At 67.6% G+C, this 24,656-nt stretch carries 18 protein-coding genes and 4 pseudogenes; 8 read left to right on the forward strand and 14 right to left on the reverse strand.

Annotation, left to right across the window (positions count from 1 at the left end; all coding sequences use genetic code 11):
* Window positions 1-105: 105 nt before the first annotated feature.
* Entirely contained in the window at window positions 106-282 is a 177-nt protein-coding gene (locus ACY0PA_RS39035) for an Hsp20/alpha crystallin family protein (protein ID WP_473086571.1), read from the reverse strand.
* 538 nt (window positions 283-820) lie between these two features.
* On the opposite strand from ACY0PA_RS39035, the gene ACY0PA_RS39040 reads away from it, so the two are divergent.
* The 3 genes from ACY0PA_RS39040 to ACY0PA_RS39050 all read left to right on the forward strand — a co-directional run bounded on the left by ACY0PA_RS39040 (window position 821) and on the right by ACY0PA_RS39050 (window position 4,305).
* Entirely contained in the window at window positions 821-3,376 is a 2,556-nt protein-coding gene (locus ACY0PA_RS39040) for an ATP-dependent Clp protease ATP-binding subunit (protein WP_473082082.1), read from the forward strand.
* A 43-nt stretch (window positions 3,377-3,419) separates the two neighbouring features.
* Window positions 3,420-3,695, forward strand: coding sequence for a hypothetical protein (locus ACY0PA_RS39045; RefSeq protein WP_473082083.1), 276 nt, complete (start codon window positions 3,420-3,422; stop codon window positions 3,693-3,695).
* 148 nt (window positions 3,696-3,843) lie between these two features.
* A complete protein-coding gene (locus tag ACY0PA_RS39050) occupies window positions 3,844-4,305 on the forward strand; it encodes a GreA/GreB family elongation factor (protein WP_473082084.1) in 462 nt (153 codons plus the stop codon).
* A 22-nt stretch (window positions 4,306-4,327) separates the two neighbouring features.
* On the opposite strand, the gene ACY0PA_RS39055 is transcribed toward ACY0PA_RS39050, so the two are convergent.
* The 3 genes from ACY0PA_RS39055 to ACY0PA_RS39065 all read right to left on the reverse strand — a co-directional run bounded on the left by ACY0PA_RS39055 (window position 4,328) and on the right by ACY0PA_RS39065 (window position 8,702).
* Window positions 4,328-5,257: a LysR family transcriptional regulator gene (locus tag ACY0PA_RS39055; RefSeq protein ID WP_473082085.1), complete on the reverse strand. Its 930-nt coding sequence runs from the start codon at window positions 5,255-5,257 to the stop codon at window positions 4,328-4,330.
* A 76-nt stretch (window positions 5,258-5,333) separates the two neighbouring features.
* Window positions 5,334-6,170, reverse strand: coding sequence for a formate dehydrogenase accessory sulfurtransferase FdhD (gene fdhD / locus ACY0PA_RS39060; RefSeq protein WP_473082086.1), 837 nt, complete (start codon window positions 6,168-6,170; stop codon window positions 5,334-5,336).
* Between the two features lie 237 nt (window positions 6,171-6,407).
* Window positions 6,408-8,702, reverse strand: coding sequence for an FdhF/YdeP family oxidoreductase (locus ACY0PA_RS39065; protein WP_473082087.1), 2,295 nt, complete (start codon window positions 8,700-8,702; stop codon window positions 6,408-6,410).
* A 589-nt stretch (window positions 8,703-9,291) separates the two neighbouring features.
* Here ACY0PA_RS39065 and ACY0PA_RS39070 point away from each other — a divergent pair.
* From ACY0PA_RS39070 to ACY0PA_RS39080, 3 genes and pseudogenes are all read left to right on the forward strand, one after another.
* Window positions 9,292-9,810 (forward strand): annotated as a pseudogene (locus ACY0PA_RS39070) (RNA-guided endonuclease InsQ/TnpB family protein); the annotation flags it as partial.
* Window positions 9,811-10,470: 660 nt separating this feature from the next.
* Complete coding sequence (ltrA, locus tag ACY0PA_RS39075) at window positions 10,471-12,240, forward strand: group II intron reverse transcriptase/maturase (protein ID WP_473082088.1); 1,770 nt, start codon at window positions 10,471-10,473, stop codon at window positions 12,238-12,240.
* A gap of 92 nt (window positions 12,241-12,332) precedes the next feature.
* Window positions 12,333-12,533, forward strand: a pseudogene (locus tag ACY0PA_RS39080) (transposase); the annotation flags it as partial.
* A 19-nt stretch (window positions 12,534-12,552) separates the two neighbouring features.
* Here the strand turns inward: ACY0PA_RS39080 and ACY0PA_RS39085 are convergent.
* From ACY0PA_RS39085 to ACY0PA_RS39105, 5 genes and pseudogenes are all read right to left on the reverse strand, one after another.
* A complete protein-coding gene (locus tag ACY0PA_RS39085) occupies window positions 12,553-12,687 on the reverse strand; it encodes a hypothetical protein (RefSeq protein ID WP_473082089.1) in 135 nt (44 codons plus the stop codon).
* Window positions 12,684-14,357 carry an IS1182 family transposase gene (locus tag ACY0PA_RS39090; protein WP_473082090.1) on the reverse strand — a complete coding sequence of 558 codons (1,674 nt, stop codon included), beginning with the start codon at window positions 14,355-14,357 and terminating at the stop codon, window positions 12,684-12,686. The genes ACY0PA_RS39085 and ACY0PA_RS39090 overlap by 4 nt, the downstream gene beginning before the upstream one ends.
* Window positions 14,358-14,444: 87 nt before the next feature.
* A complete protein-coding gene (locus ACY0PA_RS39095) occupies window positions 14,445-14,840 on the reverse strand; it encodes a DDE-type integrase/transposase/recombinase (RefSeq protein ID WP_473086572.1) in 396 nt (131 codons plus the stop codon).
* Between the two features lie 25 nt (window positions 14,841-14,865).
* Window positions 14,866-15,267: pseudogene (locus ACY0PA_RS39100) on the reverse strand (transposase); the annotation flags it as partial.
* Window positions 15,180-15,476 carry a transposase gene (locus tag ACY0PA_RS39105; RefSeq protein WP_473082091.1) on the reverse strand — a complete coding sequence of 99 codons (297 nt, stop codon included), beginning with the start codon at window positions 15,474-15,476 and terminating at the stop codon, window positions 15,180-15,182. The pseudogene ACY0PA_RS39100 and the gene ACY0PA_RS39105, both read right to left, overlap by 88 nt.
* A 550-nt stretch (window positions 15,477-16,026) precedes the next feature.
* On the opposite strand from ACY0PA_RS39105, the gene ACY0PA_RS39110 reads away from it, so the two are divergent.
* Window positions 16,027-17,253: an IS110 family RNA-guided transposase gene (locus ACY0PA_RS39110; protein WP_473082092.1), complete on the forward strand. Its 1,227-nt coding sequence runs from the start codon at window positions 16,027-16,029 to the stop codon at window positions 17,251-17,253.
* 217 nt (window positions 17,254-17,470) lie between these two features.
* Here the strand turns inward: ACY0PA_RS39110 and ACY0PA_RS39115 are convergent, their stop codons facing one another.
* Together ACY0PA_RS39115 and ACY0PA_RS39120 are read right to left on the reverse strand one after the other, a co-directional pair.
* Window positions 17,471-18,127 carry a response regulator gene (locus tag ACY0PA_RS39115; protein WP_473082093.1) on the reverse strand — a complete coding sequence of 219 codons (657 nt, stop codon included), beginning with the start codon at window positions 18,125-18,127 and terminating at the stop codon, window positions 17,471-17,473.
* Window positions 18,124-20,454, reverse strand: a complete 2,331-nt coding sequence (locus ACY0PA_RS39120) for a sensor histidine kinase (protein ID WP_473082094.1) — start codon at window positions 20,452-20,454, stop codon at window positions 18,124-18,126. Before ACY0PA_RS39120 ends, ACY0PA_RS39115 begins: the two co-directional genes overlap by 4 nt.
* 860 nt (window positions 20,455-21,314) lie before the next feature.
* Between ACY0PA_RS39120 and ACY0PA_RS39125 the strand changes: the two genes are divergently transcribed.
* Complete coding sequence (locus tag ACY0PA_RS39125) at window positions 21,315-22,181, forward strand: C40 family peptidase (RefSeq protein WP_473082095.1); 867 nt, start codon at window positions 21,315-21,317, stop codon at window positions 22,179-22,181.
* A gap of 282 nt (window positions 22,182-22,463) precedes the next feature.
* Here the strand turns inward: ACY0PA_RS39125 and ACY0PA_RS39130 are convergent, their stop codons facing one another.
* From ACY0PA_RS39130 to ACY0PA_RS39140, 3 genes and pseudogenes are all read right to left on the reverse strand, one after another.
* Window positions 22,464-22,916, reverse strand: a complete 453-nt coding sequence (locus ACY0PA_RS39130; protein ID WP_473082096.1) for a hypothetical protein — start codon at window positions 22,914-22,916, stop codon at window positions 22,464-22,466.
* 205 nt (window positions 22,917-23,121) lie between these two features.
* Window positions 23,122-23,259: pseudogene (locus ACY0PA_RS39135) on the reverse strand (SAM-dependent methyltransferase); the annotation flags it as partial.
* 124 nt (window positions 23,260-23,383) lie between these two features.
* On the reverse strand, window positions 23,384-24,529 hold the full coding sequence (locus ACY0PA_RS39140) for a S1 family peptidase (RefSeq protein WP_473082097.1): 1,146 nt from the start codon (window positions 24,527-24,529) through the stop codon (window positions 23,384-23,386).
* Window positions 24,530-24,656 lie beyond the last annotated feature (127 nt).

Consider the following 24,656-nt stretch of genomic DNA (forward strand, 5'->3'; position numbering starts at 1 on the left):
CGTCTCCGCACGACAGAACGTTCTCCGCACGGGAGGACGTCTCCGCCGACAGGACGTCCGGAGCGGGCGGGGGGACACTGAGAGGGGACGGGCGCCGCTCGGCCCCTATTTTGCGTTGCCTTCGGCGCGGATTTCGATCGTTCGCCGCGTCACCGCCGCGGTTTTCGGCAGGCGCAACGTCAGGATGCCGTCCGCGATATCCGCCTGGATACGACCGATATCGATATCGATGTCGCCGGGGACGCGAACTCCATGGGAAAAGGTGCCGGACCGGCGACGCAGCGCATTTCCGTCCGTGGTTTAGTCGACGGCGCCGGAGATGTGGAGTTCCCTTCCGTCCACCTCTACGTTCACCCGCTCACGAGGGACACCGGGCAGTTCCGCGCGCACCACACAGGCGACACCTGAGTCCGCTTCCTCCACCACGGGCAATCCAGTGCCGCGAAGGCCCGGCCGGCTGCGAGGAGCGCTCCAGCAGACGACTCACCCCGCCCCACAGGTGCTGAAGCTCCGTTGCCGGATCGGCCCCTGCCCACCAGGCAGTTCGTGCGGGATTCGACCGTGTGACGTCTGCGCGTTCAACCATGATGTGCTCTCCCGCTCCGTCGACTCTCCCGGCGCTCACCCGCCGGATTCTGTCGGCGACAGCCTGCGTCCCCGTCCGGCCGCCCGCAGTCAGGCCCGTGCCATTGGGTTGCATTCCCCTCCGCACCTGATGACTCTGCTGAATTCCGGCGCTCAGGTGCGCCGATTTCGCTGCTGTTGCGGCCCAGCTGACATCGCGCTTGAGTTGAACCAACCTCTCTCCGTCAGGAGCAGCATGTCGATGTCCTTCGGTTCGGGGTTCGGCTCGCCCGACCCCTTCAGCGACTTGTTCAACCGGTTCTTCGGAATGTCGCCGGCATCCTCACCGCCGGCCGTCCAACGCGTGCCGATCGGACGGCTCTTGACGGATTCGTCGCAGGAACTCCTTGGTCTCGCCGCCCAGAAGGCGATGGGGGACGGAACCGCCGATCTCGATACCGAGCACCTGCTCTGGGCGACCACGAAGATCGCTCCGACCCGGAAGCTGCTCTCCCAGATCGGTGTGGACCCCGACGCGCTGTCGACGGAAGTCGCGGCAGTCCTTCCGCAGGAGTCAGGCCAGCCGTCGGCGGAGCCCGGACTCACCCCGGCGGCCAAGCGCACGCTCCAGGCCGCCTACTCGCACTCGCAGGCGGCCGGGGCCTCGTACATCGGCCCCGAGCACATCCTCGCCGCGCTCCTGAGCGACTCCGACAGCGGCGCCGCCCGGCTGCTGCGCGCGCAGGGCTTCAGCCCGGACCGGTTGGAGAGCCTCGCGGATCAGGCGTCCCGTACGGAAGGGCCCGCGGAGGCCAAGAAGCCGGCGACGACGCTCGACGAGTACGGCCGGGACCTGACGGAGGACGCGAAGGCGGGAATGCTCGACCCGGTCGTGGGGCGGGCCGACGAGATCGAGGAGACCGTCGAGATCCTCTCGCGGCGCTCCAAGAACAACCCTGTGCTCATCGGTGAGCCCGGCGTCGGAAAGACCGCCATCGTGGAGGGTCTGGCCCAGCGCATCGTGGCGGGTGAGGTCCCGGAAACCCTGAAGGACAAGCGAGTTGTCTCGCTCGACCTCTCCGGCATGGTGGCCGGCGCGCAGTACCGCGGGCAGTTCGAGGAGCGCCTGAAGAAGGTCATCGAGGACGTCCAGGAGGCCAGCGGCAGCATCATCCTGTTCATCGACGAGTTGCACACCGTCGTGGGCGCGGGAGCGACCGGCGAGGGCTCCATGGACGCGGGCAACATGCTGAAGCCCGCCCTCGCCCGTGGTGAGCTGCAGCTCGTGGGCGCGACGACCATCGACGAGTACCGCAAGCACATCGAGAAGGACGCCGCTCTGGAGCGCCGCTTCCAGCCCGTCCTGATTCCGGAGCCGACCGTCGAGCAGACCGTGCAGATCCTGGAGGGGCTGCGGGACGCGTACGAGGCCCACCACCAGGTCCGCTTCGCCGACGGCGCCCTTGCGGCGGCGGCCGAGCTCTCCGACCGCTACATCAGCGACCGGTTCCTGCCGGACAAGGCCATCGACCTCATGGACCAGGCAGGCGCGCGCGTGCGGCTGCGCAGCGCCGGGCGCTCCACCGAGGTCGTCAGCCGCGAGGACCGCATCGCCAAGCTGCGGCGTGAGCAGCAACAGGCTGTGGCCGGTGAGGACTTCGAGAAGGCCTCCGAGTACAAGCGGCAGATCGCCGAGCTGGAGGGCGAACTCGCGGGCATCGAGGAGCGGCGCGAGGGCGTCGTCTCGGTCACCGAGGCGGACATCGCCGACGTCGTCTCCCGCCGCACCGGCATCCCTGTCTCCCAGCTCACCGCGAACGAGAAGGAGAAGCTCCTCAACCTCGAGGCGGAGATGCACTCGCGGATCGTCGGCCAGGACGAGGCGGTCACCGCGGTCTCCGAGGCCGTGCGGCGCAACCGCGCGGGCATGGGCGACCCCAACCGCCCCGTGGGCTCCTTCCTCTTCCTGGGTCCCACCGGCGTCGGCAAGACCGAACTCGCGAAGACCCTCGCCGACCTGCTGTTCGGCGACGAGGATCACATGATCCGCTTCGACATGAGCGAGTTCCAGGAGAAGCACACGGTCGCCCGCCTCGTCGGCGCCCCTCCTGGATACGTCGGTTACGAGGAGGCCGGCCAGCTCACCGAGAAGGTCCGCCGGCAGCCGTACAGCGTCGTGCTGTTCGACGAGGTGGAGAAGGCACACCCCGACGTCTTCAACACCCTGCTCCAGATCCTCGACGACGGACGTCTCACCGACGGCCAGGGCCGTACGGTCGACTTCCGCCACTGCGTCATCATCATGACGTCGAACATCGGCGCCCACCGGATCCTCGCGCACCACGGCGACGTGTCCGAGATCAAGGGCGAGCTGATGGAGGACCTGCACTCCCGGTTCCTGCCCGAGTTCCTCAACCGCATCGACGACATCATCATCTTCCACGCCCTCACCGAGGACGACCTGTCGCAGATCGTGGACCACCTCCTGGACCGGAGCAAGCGCCGGGTGCTCGGACAGGGCATGACCCTGGACGTCACCGAGGCGGCCAAGAAGCTGCTCGTCGCCCACGGTCACCAGCCGGAGTTCGGCGCGCGTCCGCTGCGGCGCACGATCCAGGCCGAACTCGACAACCGCATCGCGTCGATCTTGCTGAGCGGTGACGCGGAGCCCGGGGACACCATCGTCGCGGACGTGGAGAACGACACCATCCACTGCACCGTGCACAAGGACGGCGCTGGGGAGAAGGCGAAGGCCGAAGGGGCCGCGGAGGACCCGCCCGCGGCCGGGGCGCAGCAGACTCCCGATGCCTGATCCGGTCGGGCGCGCCTGACGGCGCCTGAACCAAGGAGGACACATGGTCCATCACCACAAGTCCAACCGAGCCGTCGAGGGCAACCCCGACGACCGGCGCGGGATGCCCCTTCGCCCCAACGTGGATGCACTCGAAAGGCGCACCCAGGAGGGCCTGCGGGACGTCGGGCTGCGCGTGAAGGAGCCCGAGCGGCCCGCGAAGCAGTACGAGGCGATCCATAGGGAGGTCGACCGCGAGGTCGGCAGCGGCGAGATGCCCAGCGGCAAGATGTCCCGGGCGGAGCGGGAGGCCTTCCCGCCGACCCGCTACGACAGGTGACCTTCCCGCAGACGCAGACGCAGACGCAGACGCAGCCGCAGCCGCAGCCGCAGCCGCAGCCGCAGACGCGGGCGCAGACGCAGACGCGGACGAAGACGCGGACGCAGCCGCGGAGGCAGACCGGCCACTCCACGTGAAGGGAGCAGGTATGAGCGGAGAGCCCGAACCGATGAGCGCCACCGAGCGCCGCGCGCTCGAGCAGGAACTCGCCGACGTGACGGCCGAACGCGACGCGGACGCCGCCACGTTGCAGGACACCACCGAGGTGGGCGACGACGCCGACCAGGCCGACGAGTTGATCCGCTCCGACGAGACCCACCGCCTCGACGCCCGCATCGACGAGATCAAGGTGCGCCTGCGCGGCGCCGCCGACGCGGGCTCACCCAGCACGGACGTGGTGGGCGTGGGCAGCACGCTCAAGGTGCGGTACTCGGACGGCTCGGTGGCGACCGTGCAGATCGGCGAGGGCGCGGCGGTGCTCGACCAGACGCTGGTCACCGCCGACAGTCCGCTCGGCAGCGCGCTGCTCGGCCACCGGGCCGGCGACAGCGTCAGCTATGACGCGCCCGACGGGCAGGCGACGGTGACGGTCGTGTCCGTCGGCGAGTAGCCGGACGCGTCCAGGGGATGTCCTAGGAGACCCCGGGACCACCGGGGAGGCGTTCCAGCGCGGCCGCCACATCGGTGTGCCGGGCGACTTCCGTCAGCGCGCGGGCCATGACCGAACCCGGCTCGCGGGCCGTGACCACCAGTCCGACCGGCACGGTCCGGGAGGGTTCGACGAGTGGCACCGCGCGCATGCCGTGCGGGACGCCGAAGACATGCAGCCACGCGTGCGGCACGATGCTGGCCCACCGGCCCGTCCTGACATGAGCGAACAGCGCGCCCACCGAGTCGGTCTCGACCCGGGGCGACGGCCGGGTCCCGGCCTCGGCGAACACCTCGTCCAGCACGCGGCGCCCCTGCATGGAGTCGGTCAGCAGGCACAGCGACAGCCGTGACGCCTCCGTCCACGTGGCCGTCGTGCGATGCGCCAGGGCATCGGCGGCCGTGATCAGGAGCACGTACCGCTCCTCGTACAGCGGGACGGAGTGGAAGTTCTCCGCAAGGTCCTTGTGCAGATAGGTGATTCCGGCGTCGATCTCGAAATTCTGCAGCTGGCGGAGGATGTCCCGCGACTGGAGGTCCGCAATCACCTCCACCGTCACCAGCGGGTGCTCCGCGCAGAACGGGCCGGTCAGCAGGGAGACGGCGCCGGACGCGGTCGGGACCGAGCCGATCCGGATCCGGCCGCTCAGTCCGGTGCGCAGCGCGCCGACCTCGTCCTTGAGCGCGTCACGATCGGCGAGGATCCGCTGCGCCCACACCACGATGCGTTCGCCCTCGGGTGTGAGGCCCTCGTACTTGCGGCCGCGCCGGACCAGCGGCACGTCCAGCTCCTCCTCCAGCTTGCGGATCGCCTCGGAGAGGGCGGGCTGGGAGACGTAACAGGCCTGGGCGGCGCGGGCGAAGTGGCGCTCCCGCGAGAGGGCCACCAGGTATTCGAGTTGGCGAAACAGCACGCCACGGGTCTACCCGACGGCCCAGGGGAAAGCCAATCGGGCTCACTGGCCGCCGGACGAGGCACCGGTCAGGACATCAGGCCACGGGCACCTGTTCCAGCCGCTCGGCGCCGGTGTAGACATTCATCGAGGTGCCGCGAAGGAAGCCGATCAGGGTCAGTCCGCTCTCGGCCGCGAGGTCCACGGCGAGCGAGGACGGCGCGGAGACGGCCGCCAGCATCGGGATTCCGGCCATCAGCGCCTTCTGCACCAGCTCGAAGGAGGCCCGGCCGCTCACCATCAGAACGGTCTCGCGCAGCGGCAGCAGCCCCTCGCGCAGAGCGAACCCGACCACCTTGTCGACGGCGTTGTGCCGGCCGACGTCCTCGCGCAGGCACAGCAGTTCGCCATCGGCGGTGAACAGGCCGGCGGCGTGCAGGCCGCCCGTGCTGTCGAACACCTTCTGGGCCGCCCGCAGCCGGTCCGGCAGCGCCGTCACCAGCTCCGGACCGACGCGCAGCGGATCCTCGGAGACGGTCCACGCCGCAGTGGTGCGCACCGCGTCCAGGCTGGCCTTGCCGCACAGCCCGCACGAGGACGTGGTGTAGAAGTTCCGCTCCAGAGAGGCGTCGGGCGCGGCCACGCCGGGGGCCAGGGCCACGTCCACCACGTTGTACGTATTGCCGCCGTCAGCCGTCGCGCCCGCGCAGTAACGGATCCCCGACACATCATCGCCGGCGTGCACCACGCCCTCGCTCACCAGAAACCCGGCCGCGAGATCGAAGTCGTCGCCCGGTGTCCGCATGGTCACCGTGAGCGGACGCCCGCCCACCCTGATCTCCATCGGCTCCTCGACGGCCATGGTGTCCGGCCGGTACGAGGACACCCCGTCCCGAACTCGCAGCACACGACGGCGCGCGGTCACGCGTCCCATGATGGTGCTCCTCTCCTCGGAGCAGTACTCCGATGTTGTCGACGATATGACGCGTGGCGGACCTCGTCCTGCGGCCGCGCCATCAAGGAAGACACCGGCGGGTGTACCCGGCTGCACTCGGCTGTACCCGGCTGTGACGGCCAGGCACAGCAGGCCCGCAGCCAGCGTGAGCCCGTATCCGGCGCCGAGCAGGGCCGCCGCGACCGTCACGAGACCGGCGGAGTGCCGGGTGTGGGGTCAGCTCGGAGTGCCGACGGGCTCCAGACGCACCACAACTCCCTTGGAAGTCGGGCAGTTGCTGATGTCGGCGACGCTGTCCAGCGGGACCAGGACGTTCGTCTCGGGGTAGTAGGCCGCGGCGGAGCCGGGACTGGCCGGGTAGGCGACGACCTTGAAGTTCTCGGCGCGCCGCTCCCGCTCGTCGTGCCAGACGCTGACCAGGTCGACCATGTCGCCGTCCTCGATGCCGAGCAGCTTGAGGTCGGCGGGGTTCACCATCACGACACGGCGGGCGTTGTGGATGCCGCGGTAGCGGTCGTTGGGGGCGTACCAGACGGTGTTCCACTGGTCGTGCGAGCGCAGCGTCTGGAGCAGCAGGTGACCCTCCGGCACGTGCGGCATCGTGAACTCGTTCTGCGTGAACACGGCCTTGCTGCTGGGAGTGTTGAAGACGCCGTGGTTGGCCGGGTTGGGCAGGTTGAAGCCACCCGGCTCGGACACACGCTCGTTGAAGTCCTCGAAACCCGGGACGACGCGTGAGATCCGGTCGCGGACGGTGCCGTAGTCGTCCTCGAAGCCCTGCCACGGGATGCCGTACCTGTCGCCGATGGTCGCGAGGGCCATGCGGCTGATGATGGCGACCTCGCTGAGCAGGCGCGGGGAGGCCGGCGGCAGCTTGCCGCGGGAGGCGTGCACGTCGCTCATCGAGTCCTCGACGGTGATGAACTGCTCGCCGGTGGCCTGGAAGTCCTTGTCGCTGCGGCCCAGGGTGGGCAGGATCAGCGCGGTCTCACCACACACGGTGTGGGAACGGTTGAGCTTCGTCGAGACGTGGGCCGTCAGGCTGCAGTTGCGCATCGCCTGCTCGGTGACCTCACTGTCGGGGGTTGCCCGTACGAAGTTGCCTGCGACGCCGAGGAAGAACCTGGCGCGCTTCTCGTACATGGCGCGGATGCCGTGGACGGCGTCCAGGCCGTGGTGGCTGGGCGGCGTGAAGCCGAACTCCTTGCCCAGGGAGTCCAGGAACTTCTGCGGCATCCTCTCCCACACGCCCATCGTGCGGTCGCCCTGCACGTTGCTGTGGCCGCGCACCGGGCACGCGCCCGCGCCGGGCTTGCCTATGTTGCCGCGCAGCATCAGGAAGTTGATGACTTCGCGGATGGAGGGGACGCCGTGCTTGTGCTGGGTGAGACCCATCGCCCAGCACACGATGACCGACTTGGCCTTCAGGACGCGCTCGAAGACCTCGTCGATCTCCTCACGGGAGAGGCCGGTGGCGTCGTAGATGTGCTCCCACGTGACCTGGCGCGCGTGCTTCTCGAAGGCCTCGAAGCCGATGGTGTTCTTCTCGATGAAGGCGTGGTCGATCACCGTGCCCGGGTTGGCGTCCTCGGCCTCCAGGAGCAGCAGGTTCAGGGCCTGGAACAGGGCGAGGTCGCCGCCGGCCCTGATGTGCAGGAACTGGTCGGCGATCTGCGTGCCCTTGCCGACGATGCCGCGCGGGCGCTGCGGGTGCTTGAAGCGGAGCAGGCCGGCCTCGGGGAGCGTGTTGACGGCGACGATCTTGCCGCCGTTGCGCTTGGTCTCCTCCAGCGAGGACAGCATGCGCGGGTGGTTGGTGCCCGGGTTCTGGCCCACGACGAAGACCAGATCGGAGTTCTCCAGGTCGTCGAGCGAGACCGTGCCCTTGCCGACTCCCAGGGTCTCCGACATCGCGGAGCCGCTGGACTCGTGGCACATGTTGGAGCAGTCCGGCAGGTTGTTGGTGCCGTACGCGCGGGCGAAGAGCTGGAGGAGGAACGCGGCCTCGTTGCTGAGGCGCCCCGAGACGTAGAACAGGGCCTCGTCGGGCGAGGTGAGCTGCTTGAGCTCCTCGGCGAGGATGCCGAACGCCTCGTCCCAGCCGATGGGCTCGTAGTGGGTCGCGCCGGGGCGCTTGACCATCGGCTCGGTCAGCCGGCCCTGCTGGTTGAGCCAGTAGTCGGACTTGGAGTCCAGCTCGGCGATCGAGTGCTCGCGGAAGAAGTCACGGGTGACGCGGCGTGAGGTGGCCTCGTCGTTGATGTGCTTGGCGCCGTTCTCGCAGTACTCGTTCATGTGCCGCTTGCCCGGCGCGGGCTCGGGCCAGGCACAGCCGGGGCAGTCGATGCCCTTGGCCTGGTTGATGTTCAGCAGCGTCAGCATGGTGCGGCGCGGGGACGTCTGGCCGAGCGAGTACTCCAGCGCGTGCGTCACGGCGGGCAGACCCGTCGCCCAGGTCTTGGGAGGCGTGACCGTCAGGTCGTCGATCGGGTCCTCGATGCTGCTGCTCATGATCTGGTCTGCCTCTTTCTTCCGTGCACCTGGGCGGACGGGTCCCCGGGAAACGGCGGCCTGCTCTCGATGTTCACTTCTGCCGCGGTTTACTCATGCGCGCCGGATACGTTTACGCGTCATCGCCGCGAGAGAAGCTTCCTGCAATCCGCGTGGCACGTCAAAGAGGCATTTCCGATCACCTGATAGGCACCGCTTATCAAGGCGCCTACCCTTGTCCTGCCTGGCGTCCGAGGCTCGAGAACCCCGACCGATCATGCCATCGAGAACCCCGCTTTGACTTCTTGGGGAAACCTTTCCATGATGATCGATAAGCGAGGGAAGGTGGAGTGGGAAAAGGCTTCGGATTCCGACCCCTGGATAATTTCGCGAACCTTGGTCTCTAATGATTCACCAACCCCGGCTACCGGGATTCATTCGCAGTGCATCGGCGTTTACGCCGGTGGTGAAGCGAATCGGGTCGTAGCGACGCGGAGCGTTGCGGTGTTGTTCCTGCGGGGCTGGACGTGGCGGTGGTCCCCGTACGGTGATGGCTCGTACGGATGTTCTCTCTGGTGAACGGGTGAGCGGTGTTCGTACGATCACCCGTATGCAGCTCCGGTACGCCTTCAGGTTGTACCCGGAGTCCGGCCAGCAGGGTGCGCTGGCGCGGGCGTTCGGGTGTGCGCGGGTCGTGTTCAACGACGCCGTGCGCGCCCGCCGTGACGCCCATGCCGCCAAGGAGTCCTACCCGACATCGAAGGTGCTGTCCCGCTCGCTGGTCACGCGGGGCAAGCTGCGCCGGGAGCGGTACTGGCTGGGTGAGGTCTCCTCGGTCGTCCTCCAGCAGGCGCTGCGGGATGCGGATACCGCGTATGCGAACTTCTTCGCCTCCCTCAAGGGCGAGCGCAAGGGCCCGCCGGTGGGCGAGCCGCGGTTCAGGTCGCGGAAGGATGCCAGGCAGGCGATCCGGTTCACCGCGAACGCCCGCTGGAAGATCACCGGAGCGGGGCGGCTGCTCCTGCCGAAGATCGGCGAAGTGCGGGTGACGTGGTCGCGCCCGCTGCCGACGGTGCCGTCCTCGGTCACCGTCATCAAGGACTCCTCGGGCCGGTACTTCGCCAGCTTCGGTGCGACACGAGGTCGCTCCATTCAAGTGGGGGCAGCCCACAGAGAGGAGATATACGGGCTGCTTCTCTGATCAGTGTCCATGGTCAGTCCCCGGGTCCGCATGCGTTGCCGGTAACGGCGGGGTGTGAAGCCGGACCGTAAAGCCCAAGAGTCTTCGAACCGTCCGGAGACAACAGGCGAGGGGAAGACTGGACAGGGTGAACTCGCGTGAACCTCCGGCTATGCCTCGTGAGCGAAACGGTCAGACGACGGGATGTACAACTGGCCGACAGGCCCTCGGCGTTGGAAAGCGCCAGGTGACCTCCCTGGACGAATGCGGGGAGGCAGGACACCACCGGGCCCGGGGTAAAGGAGGCACCCTCCCCAGTCGCAGCTTGATGGTGCGGAACGTGGAAACCCCGTTGTGATCTGCGTGCAGTAGGCGAACCGCAAGGGCAGCCGATGTCGCAGCGGGAACAGGATGATCCAAGAAGCGAATGCCGACCGGCCGAAAGGCCGGGGGAAAGCGCGACCGTCTGCTCTGAGACGACGCGTATAACCCGTCGGATACGGGCGCTGCCCGGCCCGAAAGGGAGCTGACGTGGATCAGGTGGAACCTTGAAGAGATAGTGGGGAGGGACCAGAACTGACGGGCAAGTTGGACGCCGCACGGGGTGTGGTGAACGGACCTGATGGCGGACCCGAACTTGACTGGCACGGCATCGACTGGGCCAGCGAGGAAGAGAGCGTACGGCGACTTCGCCAACGGATCTTCAAGGCGTCGCAGGAAGGGGACCTGCAGAAGGTCCGCAACCTGCAGAAGCTCATGCTGCGGTCACGAAGCAACACGCTGGTCAGCGTGCGGCGGGTCACCCAGCAGAGTTCTGGCCGCAAGACCGCCGGCGTCGACGGACAGGTGATCCTCACTCCACAAGGACGAGCAAGGCTCGTGGTGGAGATCCAGGAAACACCAATTCGTCGGCCACATCCGGTCAAGCGGGTGTACATCCCGAAGAGCAACGGGAAGCAACGTCCGCTCGGGATCCCGGTGATCAAGGACCGCGTCATGCAGGCGCGTGCCAAGAATGCCTTGGAGCCTGAGTGGGAGGCCCGGTTCGAAGCCCGATCGTTCGGTTTTCGACCGGGGCGGAGCTGCCACGACGCGATTCAGAGCATCTTCTCGATGACACGGGGCAAGTCCCCCGAGCGGATGTGGGTTCTGGATGCGGACTTGTCGGCGGCCTTTGACCGAATCCACCACGACCGCCTGATGGAGTCCGTCGGCTCGTTCCCCGGACGGGGCATGATCCGTGGATGGCTGAAGGCGGGGGTGCTGGAGAATGGAAGATGGGCTCCGACAGAGGAAGGCACCCCGCAAGGGGGCGTGATCAGCCCTCTGCTGCTGAACATCGCTCTGCACGGAATGGAGAGCGCCGTAGGGGTCAAATACCGGATTCGCAAGGGGCAAGAACCTGGCGCGAAGTCCGGGACCCCGGTCCTGGTGCGGTACGCGGACGACTTTGTGGTGCTTACGCACTCGAAGGAGGAGGCGGAACGGATGAAGCAGGAGCTGTCGTTGTGGCTGGAGCCGAGAGGGCTCCGCTTCAACGAGGAGAAGACCCAAGTGACCAATCTCGACAGGGGATTTGACTTCCTCGGGTTCAACATCCGGCGGAACAGCAATCGCATGGTCATCATCCGGCCGAGCAAGGAAGCGGTGAAGAGGATCCGGGAACGGCTGCGGATAGAGGTCAAGGAGCTGAATGGCTCCAACGCCGCAGCGGTACTGAGACGGCTCACACCGATCGTGCGTGGGTGGGCAACGTACTACCGGGGGGTGGTGTCCTCGAAGATCTTTCAATCGCTGGATACTTACGTCTGGAAACTCACCTACAAGTGGGCCAGACGGAGCCACCCCAACAAGCCGAAGGACTGGGTGGTGAAGCGGTACTTCGGTACGTTCAACAAGTCCCGGGCGGACAAGTGGGTGTTTGGCGACCGGATCTCTGGTGCCTACCTCTACAAGTTCGCCTGGACCCCGATCGTCCGGCACGTCATGGTCAAAGGCGCGGCATCCATGGATGACCCTGCCCTCCAGGACTACTGGGCGAAACGGCGCCGGAAGAAGGCGCCTCCCGTCATGGACAAGACCAGCCTGCACCTGGCGTTCCGCCAGCAAGGGGTGTGTCCGCTCTGCGGCGGGACCCTGATCACCGGAGCGGAATACGAACCGGACAATCCACGGGAGTGGATCGAGTGGTTCGCAGCCGTAGCGAAGAAGCTGCACAAGCATCACTTCGTGTTCCGGCGGGTAGGGGGCGGGAACGAGTTGAACAACCTCCGCCTTGTACACGCGGATTGTCATCGGCGGCACCACGAAGCCGGTGACCGAGCAACCGCACGGAAGAGCAAACGCCCTCGGGTTCTGCTTGAGCCGTGTGCGGCGTGAGTCGCACGCACGGTTCTGAGGGGGCCGGGGCGCGGTGACGCGCTCCGGCTACCCGACTCATCTACACCGACCCCGTCGCTGATGCCGCGGCGCTGCCGGACCCCGCCCCCGGCTCGGCGGTCGGCATCGACCTCGGCCTCACCCACTTCGCCGTCCTGGACGACGGCACGAAGATCGACTCCCCGAGGTTCCTGCGCCGCGCGGAGAAGAAACTCAAGAAGGCCCAGCGTGAACTGTCCCGCAAGCAGAAGGGATCGAAAAACCGGGCCAAGGCCCGGCTGAAGTTTCCCCGTGATCTTGGGCACGTTGTTGTTACGCCGCGAGGGCTTGGTCTTGCCGGTAGCGCAGGCGTGTTTCGTGGGGCGCGAGGTAGCCCCAGTGGATGTGCTTGCGCAGGCGGCGTCTGTTGTAGAAGGTCTCGATGACCCTGTTGCCCAATTGGCTCATGCGGTGAGTTCGAGGGCAGCGAGCCGGGATGTTCTGGTTCGGGCGAGGGGTGTGCCGTTCCACCAGGCGTCGAGCCGAATCAGGTTGACGGCAGTGGCTGTCAGCACGTGCCCCAGGTGCGTCTTGGTGAGGCCTCGGTAGCGGGTGCGGCGCATGCCGCTGACTGCGATGGCCTGGTGGATGGTTCCCTCGATCCCGGCCCTGGCCGCGTAGCGTTCCTTCCACGCCTCGGTGGTCTGCTCGGCGCGAACACGCTCGAGCAGGGCGTCCTGCTCCTGGGGTCGGACGGTGAGTTGACGGCCGTACTGCGTGGAGCGGGTGCACTGATCACGGACGGGACATGGAGCGCAGGTCGCGGTCGCGAAGCGGATTCTGATCGCGTCGCGGCCGTTGTTGTCGACGCCGGCGGTCCAGTAGCGGCTTCTCTGGCCGGACGGGCAGGTGGCCTTCTGGGCCTGCCAGTCGATGGTGAAGGCGCTCTTGCCAAACCCAGCGGACCGGACCTGTTGCGGAGTGGAGTTCGGCCGGACTGGCGCGACCACGCAGATCCCGCGCTCGGTGGGGGCGGTCAAGAGTAGTTCGGCGGAGGAGTATCCCGAGTCCATGAGGTGTTCGGCGGGCTTGAGGTCTTTGGAGGTGAGCGCGTCGTGCACCGTGTCGACGACGGTCGCGTCGTTGGCGGTGGCGTCGGTGGTCACCACCTGCGTGATGAGTTGCGGCTGCCCTGCGCCGCTGCAGTTCTCGCTCAAGTGGACCTTGTATCCCGTCCAGGGTGACCCGCGCTTCTGTGAATAGCGGGCCTCGGGGTCATACGGCGAGGCGATCAGTGCCCGCCCGGCGGGGAGGTCCTCCTTTCCGCGCCAGCACACCGTCTGGACTTCGTCGATGATGGTGCGGGTGAACTGCTGGATCCAGACTGTTCGCAGCACGCTCACCGCGGGGATGTCACGCAGCCAGGCCGGTGCCTTGGCGACGTGCACGGCTTCAAGCAGCCGATAGCCGTCGGCCGCGATGTGCTGGGCGAGTGTGTCGCGATCGGACCTGCTGGAGGGGAGTCGGTATGCGTCGGTCCGGGCGCCGTACCGCTCCTGCCATGACGGTTCGATCCAGGCCGCCAGCCACTGTGGATCGGCCGTGGCCAGCGCTTCCAGACAGGCCCGGAGCGTTTCCCCGATGAACTCCAGGCGGTTCAAACGACGAACCGCCGCCAGGACGTGCGTGGAATCGGTGCGTTGCCGCCCTCCGGCGCACACCAGCCCCTGACCGGCGAGGCGTTCCAGCAGCAGATCCAGCACGCGTTCCTCCAGACTGTGGTCCACCAGCCGTTGCCGGAAGCCGGTCAGCACCGTGAAATCGAAACCGGTGTCGGCGAGTTCCAGCCCCAGCAGGTACTTCACATCGATCCTGGCCCGCACTGCGTGCGCTGCCTGCCGGTCCGTCAGGTTCTCCACGTACTGCAGGACGCTCACCAGAGCAAGCTGTCCAGGCGAGATGCCCGGACGGCCACGGTCCCCGAACGCCTCACGGAACTCCTCGTCCGAGAACACCGTCCTAAGATGATCGCGGATCCGCATCGCGAGACACCCCTTCGGGAACACCGCTCGAGCAATCTGACGCGTCCCAGAGGGAACACCGTCACCAGAAGCCAATCCCATCGACACAACGACCACCTCGCCCCCGGGACGACTCCCCTCACGCGCCCCTGATCAGCAGGATCGGCTATGCCGTCGTCTTACGACCGACTGATCACAACGGCATCACCTGAATTGGGCAACAGGGTTCCCTCGATGAAGTCGAAGATCGCGGTGCGGGCGGCGGCCCGGTCGGGCCAGAAGCGGGTGCCGATCTCCTCTTTGAGTACGGGCCCAGAAGCTCTCCGCGGCGGCGTTGTCGAAGCAGCTCCCGGTCCGGCCCATGCTCTGCCGGTGTCCCAACTTGCTTATCTTGCCGCGGAGTTGTCCGGAGGTGTATTCCGATCCGCGGTCGCTGTGGATCACGCAGCCGGGTTCCAGGCGGCCCAGTGCGGCGGCCATGTCCAGGGCGTCGACGACGAGTTCAGCGCGATGATGGTCGGCCATCGAGTACCCGATGATCTCGCGCGTGGCCAGGTCCAGCCACGATGCGAGGTAGAGCCAGCCCTCGGCCGTGGGGATGTAGACATCCGATGCAGAGGAACCGTCAAGCGGGTGAGTGAAGTTGAGGGTCGAGTGGTGCGGGGAACGCGCTGCTTTCGTTGTGGTGGACGCGCCGGGTTAGGCAGTGATGGAGGCAGCCGACCATGCGGTTGAACAGGTTGCGCTGGGCGGCGGTGTGGCGGTCTCCAGTCGCGCGACGGCGGTCGTAGTGGGCTCTGGCGCCGTCGGAATGGGTCAGGGAGGCGAAGGCCCAGACGTAGCCGACGGCGGCCAGTCGCTGGTTCTTGACCCGACGGGCCAGGACCGCCACGCTCTTGCCGGAGGCCCTGGTGATCGGGGCCGATCCGGCGTATGCCTTCATGCCTTTGGCGTCGCCGAAGCGGGATCGATCGTCTTCGCCTGCTCGGCGGTCAGCTTCCGCAGCCGCTTCAGCTCCTCGTCCCGGTCGGCGGCACTCTGCCCGGCCTGCCCGGCGGCGGGGACTGATCCGGTGTCCTGGGCGGCGCGGGCCTTCTTCACCCAGCCCCGCAGGGACTCCGAACTGATCCCCAGCTCCCGGGCGACCTCGGTCACCGTCCGGCCCGACGACCGCACGAGCTCGATCGCGTCCCGCTTGTACTCGTCCGAGTACCGATTCGTGTACTTGCTTCCCACCTAATCCGTGGTGAAGGACGTTCAGATGGAGCGTGTGCTTCTCGGGACGTTCGAGTGCCGGATCCGCCATTCATGGCATGGCCAAGATCCCGGTGCTCTTCGTGGTGGCGGCAGTGTGGATGCCGGACGGACGTCTACTTCCCACTGGACCGTTCAGGTCTCGTGCCAGGCTGACGGCGCCCTGTGTCGCATTGCCGCCACCGCGGCGGGCCGTTGGCGCTTCGTCGGTGCCGGGCGGATGCCTGAACTTCCCCTGGAGTTCGACCCCTCACTGCAGAGCGGCGGCGCCCGGCATCGCCGAGCGTCAACACCCGCCGCTTGATCACTCGTTGGTGTTGGTGGTGCGAGCCCGCCGCACGGTGACCTCTTGATGCGCCTGAGCCGCCAGAGCTCTCGCACAGACCGAGGCCCGTGGGGTGCGCTGGTGCCACGAACGGCTAGTGAGGTGGAGGCACAACCGCAGCGCGGCTGATGCCTGGGATTAGGTCGCTCGCGTGGCCCGCATGCGCTCGTGACCAGCGCAAACACCAGCACTTCGAGGAGGGGAACCTTGCTCTACTGCGGAATCGACTGGGCCGAACGCACCCACGACGTCGCCCTGGTCGACGACTCCGGCGTGTTAGTAGCCAAACGACACATTACCGACGATGCAGTCGGATACGCACTGCTGATGGAGCTGCTCGCCGAGCACGGCGACACCAAGGAGACCCCGATCCCCGTGGCGATCGAGACCTCCCGCGGACTGCTGGTCGCGGTGCTGCGGACCGGCAAGCGCAGGGTGTACGCCATCAACCCACTGGCCGCGGCCCGCTACCGCGACCGGCACAGCGTCTCGCGCAAGAAGTCCGACCCCGGCGACGCCCTCGTCCTGGCGAACATCTTGCGCACCGACATGCACGCTCACCGTCCCCTGCCAGACGACTCCGATCTCGGACGCGCGATCGCCGTCCTCGCCCGCGCCCAGCAGGACGCGCTCTGGAACCGGCAGCAACTCGCCAACCAGCTGCGTTCTCTGCTGCGGGAGTACTACCCAGCCGCCCTGGAAGCCTTCACCACCTGGGCCAACGGGCTGTGTCGCCCCGAGGCCCGCGAACTCCTGAAGACCGCACCGACCCCCACGCAGGCAGCGAGGCTCACCCGCACTCAGCTCCAGGCCGCCCTCAAGCGTGCCGGCCGCAAACGTGGCATCGCTACCGAGGCCGACCGCCTGCGCGACGTCTTCCGCGTCGATGGGGCGCATCAGCCGCTGCTTATCGAGAATGCTCTTGGCAAGCAGATGCTCGCTCTCCTCCTCCAGCTGGAAGCTGCCTGCACGGCAACCGACGACCTCGCGAAGGCGGTGGAGGAGGCATTTCCCCAGCACTCGGACGCCGAAATCCTCCTGAGCTTCCCCGGACTCGGCATCCAGCTCGCCGCCCGCATCCTCGCTGAAATCGGGGACGACCGAAACCGCTTCGCCGACGCTCGCGGCCTGAAGTCGTACGCGGGCTCCTCGCCCATCACCAGGGCGTCTGGCAAGAAGTCGTCCATCACGCGACGCTGGGTGAAGAACGACCGTCTCAACCATGCCGGCTACCTCTGGAGCTTCGCCTCCCTGCGGAACTCACCCGGAGCCGACGCCCACTACCGGCGACGTCGCGAACGCGGCGACTGGCACGCGGCCGCCCAGCGAAACCTCTTCAACCGCATGCTCGGACAGCTCTACCACTGCCTCCAGCACCGCAAGCCGTTCGACGAGGAAACGGCCTTCCCCACCGAACTCGCTTCCTCGGCTTGACGCGTTGGCATCGTGAGGTGTCTGGCACTGCTCCCTCTGGGCTCTCACGTCCCAGTCTCCAGGTGTCCACGATCAAGGGGAAGCTTCAGTAATGCCGGACAACCGCCTGCGACCAACACGAGGATACGACCAACGACCCAAACCAGCCCCGCGACCAGCAACTTCGAGATGGCGGATCTTTTGTTGTTGTTCGGTTGTCCGTCCCCTTTGCCCGCACTCAGAGGTCGCCCACGTCGACCAGCCCGTCCTGGATGGCACGGGCGACCAGGCTTGCCTTGGTCCGCGCGGGGCGGCCGACGTTCGCGTACTTGATCCGCACCCGGTCCAGATACGAGTTGACCGTCCGTACGGAGATGCCGAGACGCTGCGCGACCAACTCCTTCGACTCCGACTGGAACCATTCGATGAGCACGTTCTCCTCGCGTACGGAGAGCTGGGGGCGGTCGGCGCGGGTGTTCGTTCCCAGCGCGCCGGCCAGCGCGGGCGGCATGTAGGGCCGCTCATCGGCTGCTGCCAGCGTTGCCTCGACCAGGTGCTGTCGGCCCTCGCTCTTGGTCAGAAAGGTCGCGGCTCCCAGGTCCAGGCAGTTGAGCGCTGTCTTCTCGTCGTCCCGCATCGAATAGACGACCACCTGCCGCCCGGCGTCGACGAGTCTTCGAAGGCTGCCGAAGGCGGGGCCACCCTCGCCCAGTTGCAGGTCGAGGATGACGACATCGGCCGTGCTGCCCGGCGCGGTCCAGGCTTCCCGTTCGGAGCCGCCGGCCGCGACCACCGTGATGGGCCGCCGCGATGCGGTGTACCACATCTCCACGCCCGAGAGGATGGCGGGATGATCGTCAACGACGACCACGCTGACTGGTGCGCTGTTACTCATGTCCGGTCAACTTCTGCGGCCGCCGATTTGCTCCAACTGGCCTCCACCCACACACTTCCGCCGCGCGTAGTTCTCGCCACGGACACCTTCGCGTCCGTGGCACGGCCGTGCGACGGGACAGCCACTCCCGTGTTGCGGCCGTCGGCGCAGTCCACGCCGACCACGCTCACACGGACCGTGCGGGGTGTCCATACGACGGTCACCCGCGCGGTCGAGCGGGTATAGCCCAGAATCACCGCCACCGGGTCGATCAGCTTCCTGCGTACCTCCAGAGGCACCTCACCCCCCTGGCCTCGTACGGCCAGGCTCACCGTCACCCCCTGGCGCTCGGCCACCTCGACGCACGCCCGCAACTCGTTCAGCAGCGGGTCGGAGACGACATCGCTCTCCGCGAACAGGCGGCGCATACGGGCGGCTTCCACCCCGCACCGCAGCCTGACCTCCTCATCGTGCGGGCTCAGCACACCGTGGCCAAGGCCCACAAGCAGCGGCACCGTCGTCGCCGTCAGAGCGCGGTAGCGGTCCTTGTGATCACGCTGCATGTCCTCGTGGATGCGTTCCCGGGTGCGCAGTTCCTCCTCTCGTGCGGCCGCGGTCCCCGCTGCCGGCGCCGTACCGTGGAGCAGGTGCGTCAGTAGTACACCGACGGAGAGCTGGAAGCCGCAGGTGGATATCGCGGAGATCCCCATGGTGGCCGACTCCGCGGCGGTTGGCGCACCCGACAGGAACACAACAGTCGCATTGAGCCCGATATGCACCCCGAGGAATGCCGCGAACGCTCTGACCCGCAGGTCTGCCAGCAGGAACAGCGCATGCCAGCCGACCAGTCCGAACGCCCAGTCCTCCGCACCTGTCAACCGCTCCGGCGGGAGCGTGAACGCGCATGTCGCCGAAACGGTCAGCACCGCGCTCAGGCTCCACCAGCGCACCCGCGGCGGGATCTGCCTGCCACGCAGCAGATAGGTAGCGCCCATCGCCGCGACGGCGGCGAGGCAGACGAAGGCCGCCGTCTGTGCCCACCCGGGGCGGTACACGCCCTGGTAGGCCGTGAGCTGGTGCAGCGAGATGGTGAACTGCGACAGCAGGCTGATCAGTAGCGCGGCCAGTTGGGCCCCGTAAAGCAGCTGCCCGCGGATGAGGCGGACGACAGCCGTGTGCTGTGCCTGGGCGCGGGGCGGGCGCGGTATGCCCGTCGCCTGCGCTCCGTCCCCTGCCGGTGACGCACGGGCCCGGCCCTGCCAGCGCCACTGCACGCGGGTCCCGGTGCCCGGATGCGAGGTGACCGTGGCGGAGCCTCCGACCGCGTGCATCCTGCCGATGACGGAACCGGAGATGCCCCGGCGCCGTGCGGGGACGGACTCCGGGTCGAAGCCCCGTCCCGCGTCGGACAGTTCGACGACGGCGCCGTCCCCCTCTGGCCATGCCCTGAGCTCCGCTTCCCGCACCCCGGCATGGCGTGCCACATTGGTGACGGCCTCCCGGACCCCGTTGAATATCGCCAGCCCAGGGCCGGACGGGACCGCGAGCGGGCCCTCGATGTGCATCTTGAGCCGCACCCTGGCCTGTCCCTCACCCTCGGGCACGCAGCCGAGAAGCGCCGCGAGGTCGACGCTCCCCGTCTCGAATCCGGGCACGGCGGACAACGCCTCCAGATCCTGTCTGGCGCGCGGAGGCAGCCACGACCAGTCCCGGCCGTCCCCCTGGGAGACCATCAGCAGCGTCGCGCTCGCCGTATCGTGCAGGGTCGCCAGGTACTCACGCTCGGCTGCTCTCCGTGCGGCGGCTACCTCGGCCTCCCGGCGCGCCGCCGCCCTGACCGCGGCCGACCGGTCAGCCGCCCTGGCCCGCGCCCGAACCATGAGGTAGGCGGCCCTCGACAGGCCCGCCAGGAAAAGTATGCGCACCAGGGGTATCAACTCCGGGCTGTGCCCGGGCGAGGAGAGGACGTCGCCGAGCGCACAGGCGACAGCCCCAAGCGCGGCCAGGGCAGCCCCGGGTAGAGGGCGCGTCGCCCACTCGTGCTGGAAAGTGATGACGCAGATGCCGACAATCGCCTCCACCATCACATCCGCGCCGTCGCCGCTGAGCACCGGCTGAGACAGCCCCGCCAGCACCAGCACGGCCGCGTCCAACGTCCACAGCGGGGCGAGCGGGAGCGGGCGGCGCAGCGCGTAGAGGCGCACACCGCAGGCGAGGAGAGCGGGCACCAGCAGAGTCATCGCCAGGGGAATGTCCGCCGCATCCGCCGAGACGACGCCCAGCGCACTGCACAGGCAGACCACGGTGGACCGGAGCCACACCCCGTACCGCTCGAGGGTCAGGATCACCAGGCGCTCACTGGACCTGGGGCCGTCTATCAGCTCAGCGGCTCTATCCCCGTTCCCCTCGTATCCCCCATGCCGCATAGAAACAAGGGTAGTTGACTCACGATCAAGGTAGAACGCCCATTCGCCTCCGACCTCGGTGCGATGAAGGCGTCGGGTCAGCCTTCTGATGCCAGCTGCCGAACGACAACTGCTTCACCAGGGACACGCTCCTGAGCCGGGGTGCAGGAGTCTGGGACGGCGCGGCGACCGCCTGCCACTTCATCCGCGTCATCGCAAACGGTGGAGTCCAGCGCCGACGGTGTTGCCCTTGATCGCCGCGGTGCTTGCCACCATCCTCTTGACCTGAGTGAACAGTCGGTCCGGATCCAGTGAGCGCTGCAGGCGGCGCCGAGTAGGTGGTCAGCAGCGACGGGCCGAAGGCCGTATCGAGCAGTCCGAGCCCGCAGGCGGCCTTCCACCGCAGATCACAGCCCAGCTCCAGCACCGTCTCGAAGTCCGACAGGCCGTGAAGGCTCTGCAGCGGCCGGCACTTGCGGCGGCATACTCGGCCGGCTGTTCGCCGGTCGAGCTCAACAAGGTCACGGCTGCAAACCAGAAGCGGTCTCATCCGCTGCCTTGCGCGTATTCAGGTGCGTGCGGCGGCCGTTCCTTGTGGGGCAAACGACCGGCACACTCAGCGACCAGGCCGGGCTACCGTGCCCGTCGTACAGGGCTGACGCTAGCCGTGGCGTGCGCCCATGACCTCACTTTCAACCCCTTTCACTGCCAGCCTTCCCACCGAAAACTGATACGTCCGGCACGTGGCGTGCCGAAGATCCCGGGAGTCCCGCATGAGAGTCCTCGCAAGACTCAGGAACACGTTGACGACAGGCGCACTGCTCATAGCGGCAGGCTCGCTGGGCCTGGCTACCGCACCGTCGGCCTCCGCGAACGAGCCGATCGCCAACCCCAGCCTCACCGTGACCGGCGGCTGCGCCGGAGCGCGGTCCCTGGTCCAGATCTACTGGCACAGCCCGAACGAGGCCAGCATCCACTGGACGCTGACCGACACCGACCGGGGCGACGGCAAGCCGCCCGTCCTCAGGATGAACGCGGTCGGTGCCGACGGCACCCAGCCGTTCGTGTTCAGCACCGGAGAAACCGCGGCCGTCCTCTATGGCGACACCGTCTCGGGCGGCGAGGACACCTGGAACCCCTCGGACATCGCCCAGTTCCGGCGCCTGCAGATCATCACCCAGAACGGCAACACGGCGTCGGGCGTCGAGTGCTCGACGACCAAGAGTGTGTACAACTTCTCCCGCGTGGCCTACCACTACTCGCTCGACCAGATCGACAAGCAGTACGAGTGGGGCGCTGCGGGGCCGGACACCTTCGACTGCTCCGGCCTGGTGTACCACTCATACAGCCGGGTGCCCGACCTGCCCTCGGACTGGACCCGCAAGTCAGCGAACAGCTACTACAGTTGGGCGGTAGGGGAGGCCGCGAACAACGCCTCCGACAACAGCAACCTCGAACCTCTCGACGTCCTCAGGGTCGACGCGTCCGACCGGCAGGTCGGCGATCTCGTCTTCTATGACGGCCACGTCGGCTTCTACGCGGGCGATGGCCGCCTCTACTCCGCCCTCAACGAGAGTGCCGACATCGGCTACACCAGCGTCGACATCCTGACCAGGCAGGACCAGTACTACTACCGAATCGTCGGCGTCAGGTCGACCACTTCCTCGTAGCGACGCTCCCTGATGCCCCGGAGCCCTGAACCGTGCCAGAACGATCGTGGCGATCCGTCCGGGCGGCAGCTTGCGCCACCGTGAGCGGATCTTCTTCAGATGGCCGCGCAGCAGGTAGCTGACGAAGGTCAAGGTGGCCGTGGACAGCTGAAGATTGGACTGGTAAGGCAACCCTTTCAGTGCCCCCGGCGGGGCTGGTTTTGTTCGACATGCACTATCAACTGCCGCCGGGGGCACCGGCATTACGGCCCGCGCCGCATGCCGCGAGCGTGGGAAGCTCACTCACGGCGCGGTGGTGAACTTCCCGTCGGCCGGCTTGCGCAGCCAGCCCCGCTCGGCGAGCCGGTTCAGCTTCGAACGCATCGCCTCCGTGTGGGCGGGCTCGGTGGACATTCCCAGTTCACCGCAGACCTGCTTGACCATGACCGGCGTATCCGCCCGCCGCACCACGTCCATGATCCGCTGGTAGTTCGCGGGCGGCACCGCTTCGTCGGTGCCGCGCTCGCGCGGCGGCATCAGCAGCACCACACGGCCCGCGACCTGGCCAGCGACTCTCGGCAGCATCCCCTCCCGCTCCCCGTCCACTTGCTCGGCCAGCCGGCGCGCAACCCGCTCGGCGACAGCGAGTTCCTCCAGTTCATCGCGTAGCTCCTGAAGCTGTTGGCTCAACTTCTCCGCCCACACCTCCAGTTCGGCCTTGCGGACCGTGATCAGCTCACAAACGTCCGGTCCCACATCCCTGGCTTCCACCTGACGTACCTCCCGCCCGGATCGTGTGGACGGGCACCTTGCTCACGCCGGGGAATCCTCGGAACCGCGATCACCGACATGGCAGACGATCTTGTGTTCCGATAACCGCCTGCGACCAGCACGAGGACACGACCAGCAACTCACACCAGCCCTGTGACCAGCAACTTCAGGATGGCGGATCTTCATTGAGGCGCGACTCCGGCGGCAGCTTCTCCGCGACTTCCTGATCGACCGGATAGTTGTCCTTGCCGCCCAGCAGCCAGTCGTAGACACGCGCCGGGTGGGCCCTGCTCGTGTCGATGCGGCTTCCGGAGGACTGTGCCGTCATGCGTGACTCCAGCGTCAACTCGGTTGTGAGGGCGGACCGTTGGGGGCATCGGGGAAGCCGGGATCGGTACGGCGGAGGGGCACCTCCGGCGCCGTACCGAGCCCGGCTCCTCTCAGTACGCCGGTCAGGCCGTGGTCAGGGTCAGACCGTACCTGTTGAGGATCTCGTTGACGGGCTGGTACCAGGTCTCACCGCCGCCGGAGCAGTTGCCCCAGCCGCCCGAGGTGACACCCTGGGCCTGGTCGCCGCTGATGAACGAGCCGCCCGAGTCGCCCGGTTCGGCGCACACGTTCGTCTTGGTCATCTCGTGCACCGCGCCCTGGCTGTAGTTCACGGTCTCGTTCTTGGCCAGCACATTGCCGCAGTGCCAGTGCGAGGTGGAGCCCGAGCGGCAGATGGACGCGCCGATCGGGGCTTCGGCCGAGCCGCGCACCAGCTGGTCCGGGACAGTGCCCCAGCCGAGGACGACGGGGACGGTCCACCAGCCGCTGCCCACGTTGACCCAGGCGTAGTCGTTGTCCGGGAACGACGACCCCTGGAAGTTGCCGATGTACGAACCGTCCCAGCCGTTCACTGCGGCGCCGGCGCCGCTGCAGTGGCCGGCCGTGACGAATCCGCCGTTCACCGAGAAGCCGATCGAGCAGCGGACGTTGCCCGTGTAGTAGGGGTCGCCTCCGACCGTGCCGGCGGCGAGGGTGCGGGGTGCGTGGGCCGTCTTCTCGACGGTGACAGGGCCGGCCTCACGGGCCTGCGCGAGGAAGTGCTTGACATCGTTGTCGCCCTGCCGTCCGGTCAGGGTCTCGATCACGATCCGGTTGGACGCCGGATCGACGTGCCAACTTGCAACTCCCTTGGGTGCCTTGAGGGCGTCGATGCGTTCCTTGGCCGCGTCGAGCTGCTTGGCGCTGTACTTCACCAGCTTGGCCTCGGCGCCCGTCGACCGTACGGCCGCGGCCTTGTGCCGGTCGGTGACGGCCACGGTCAGGCGGCCGCTCTCCGGTGTGAACCAGGCACCGCCGTAGGACGATCCGGCGGCTCGCCGTGCCTTTCCTTCGACGGCCGTGGCCTTCTTCTCCGCGCTCAGCCGAGCCTCGGCCTGGCTCTTGGTGAGGCCGAAGTCGCGCTGCATGGCGGCGAGCATGGGCCCGGAGGCCGGTGCCTTCTCGTCCGCGGGGGTGGCGGCCCCGGCGGAGGCCGGTATGGATCCGGCGGACACTCCGGCGACCAGTAATGCGGACAGGGTGATGCGCAGGGATTTCGTGCGTCTCATGGGGTTGGCCCTTCGTTGTTCCAGCATCGTGGGGGTGGAACAGCAAAGCCTGGGAGCGCTCCCAGGAAATGCCCGTGGGGAGCGTACCGAAGGATCACGGGCAGGTCCATGCCAATGGCGCCCTGCT

It is taken from the genome of Streptomyces sp. DS1-CR2, from assembly GCF_055760475.1.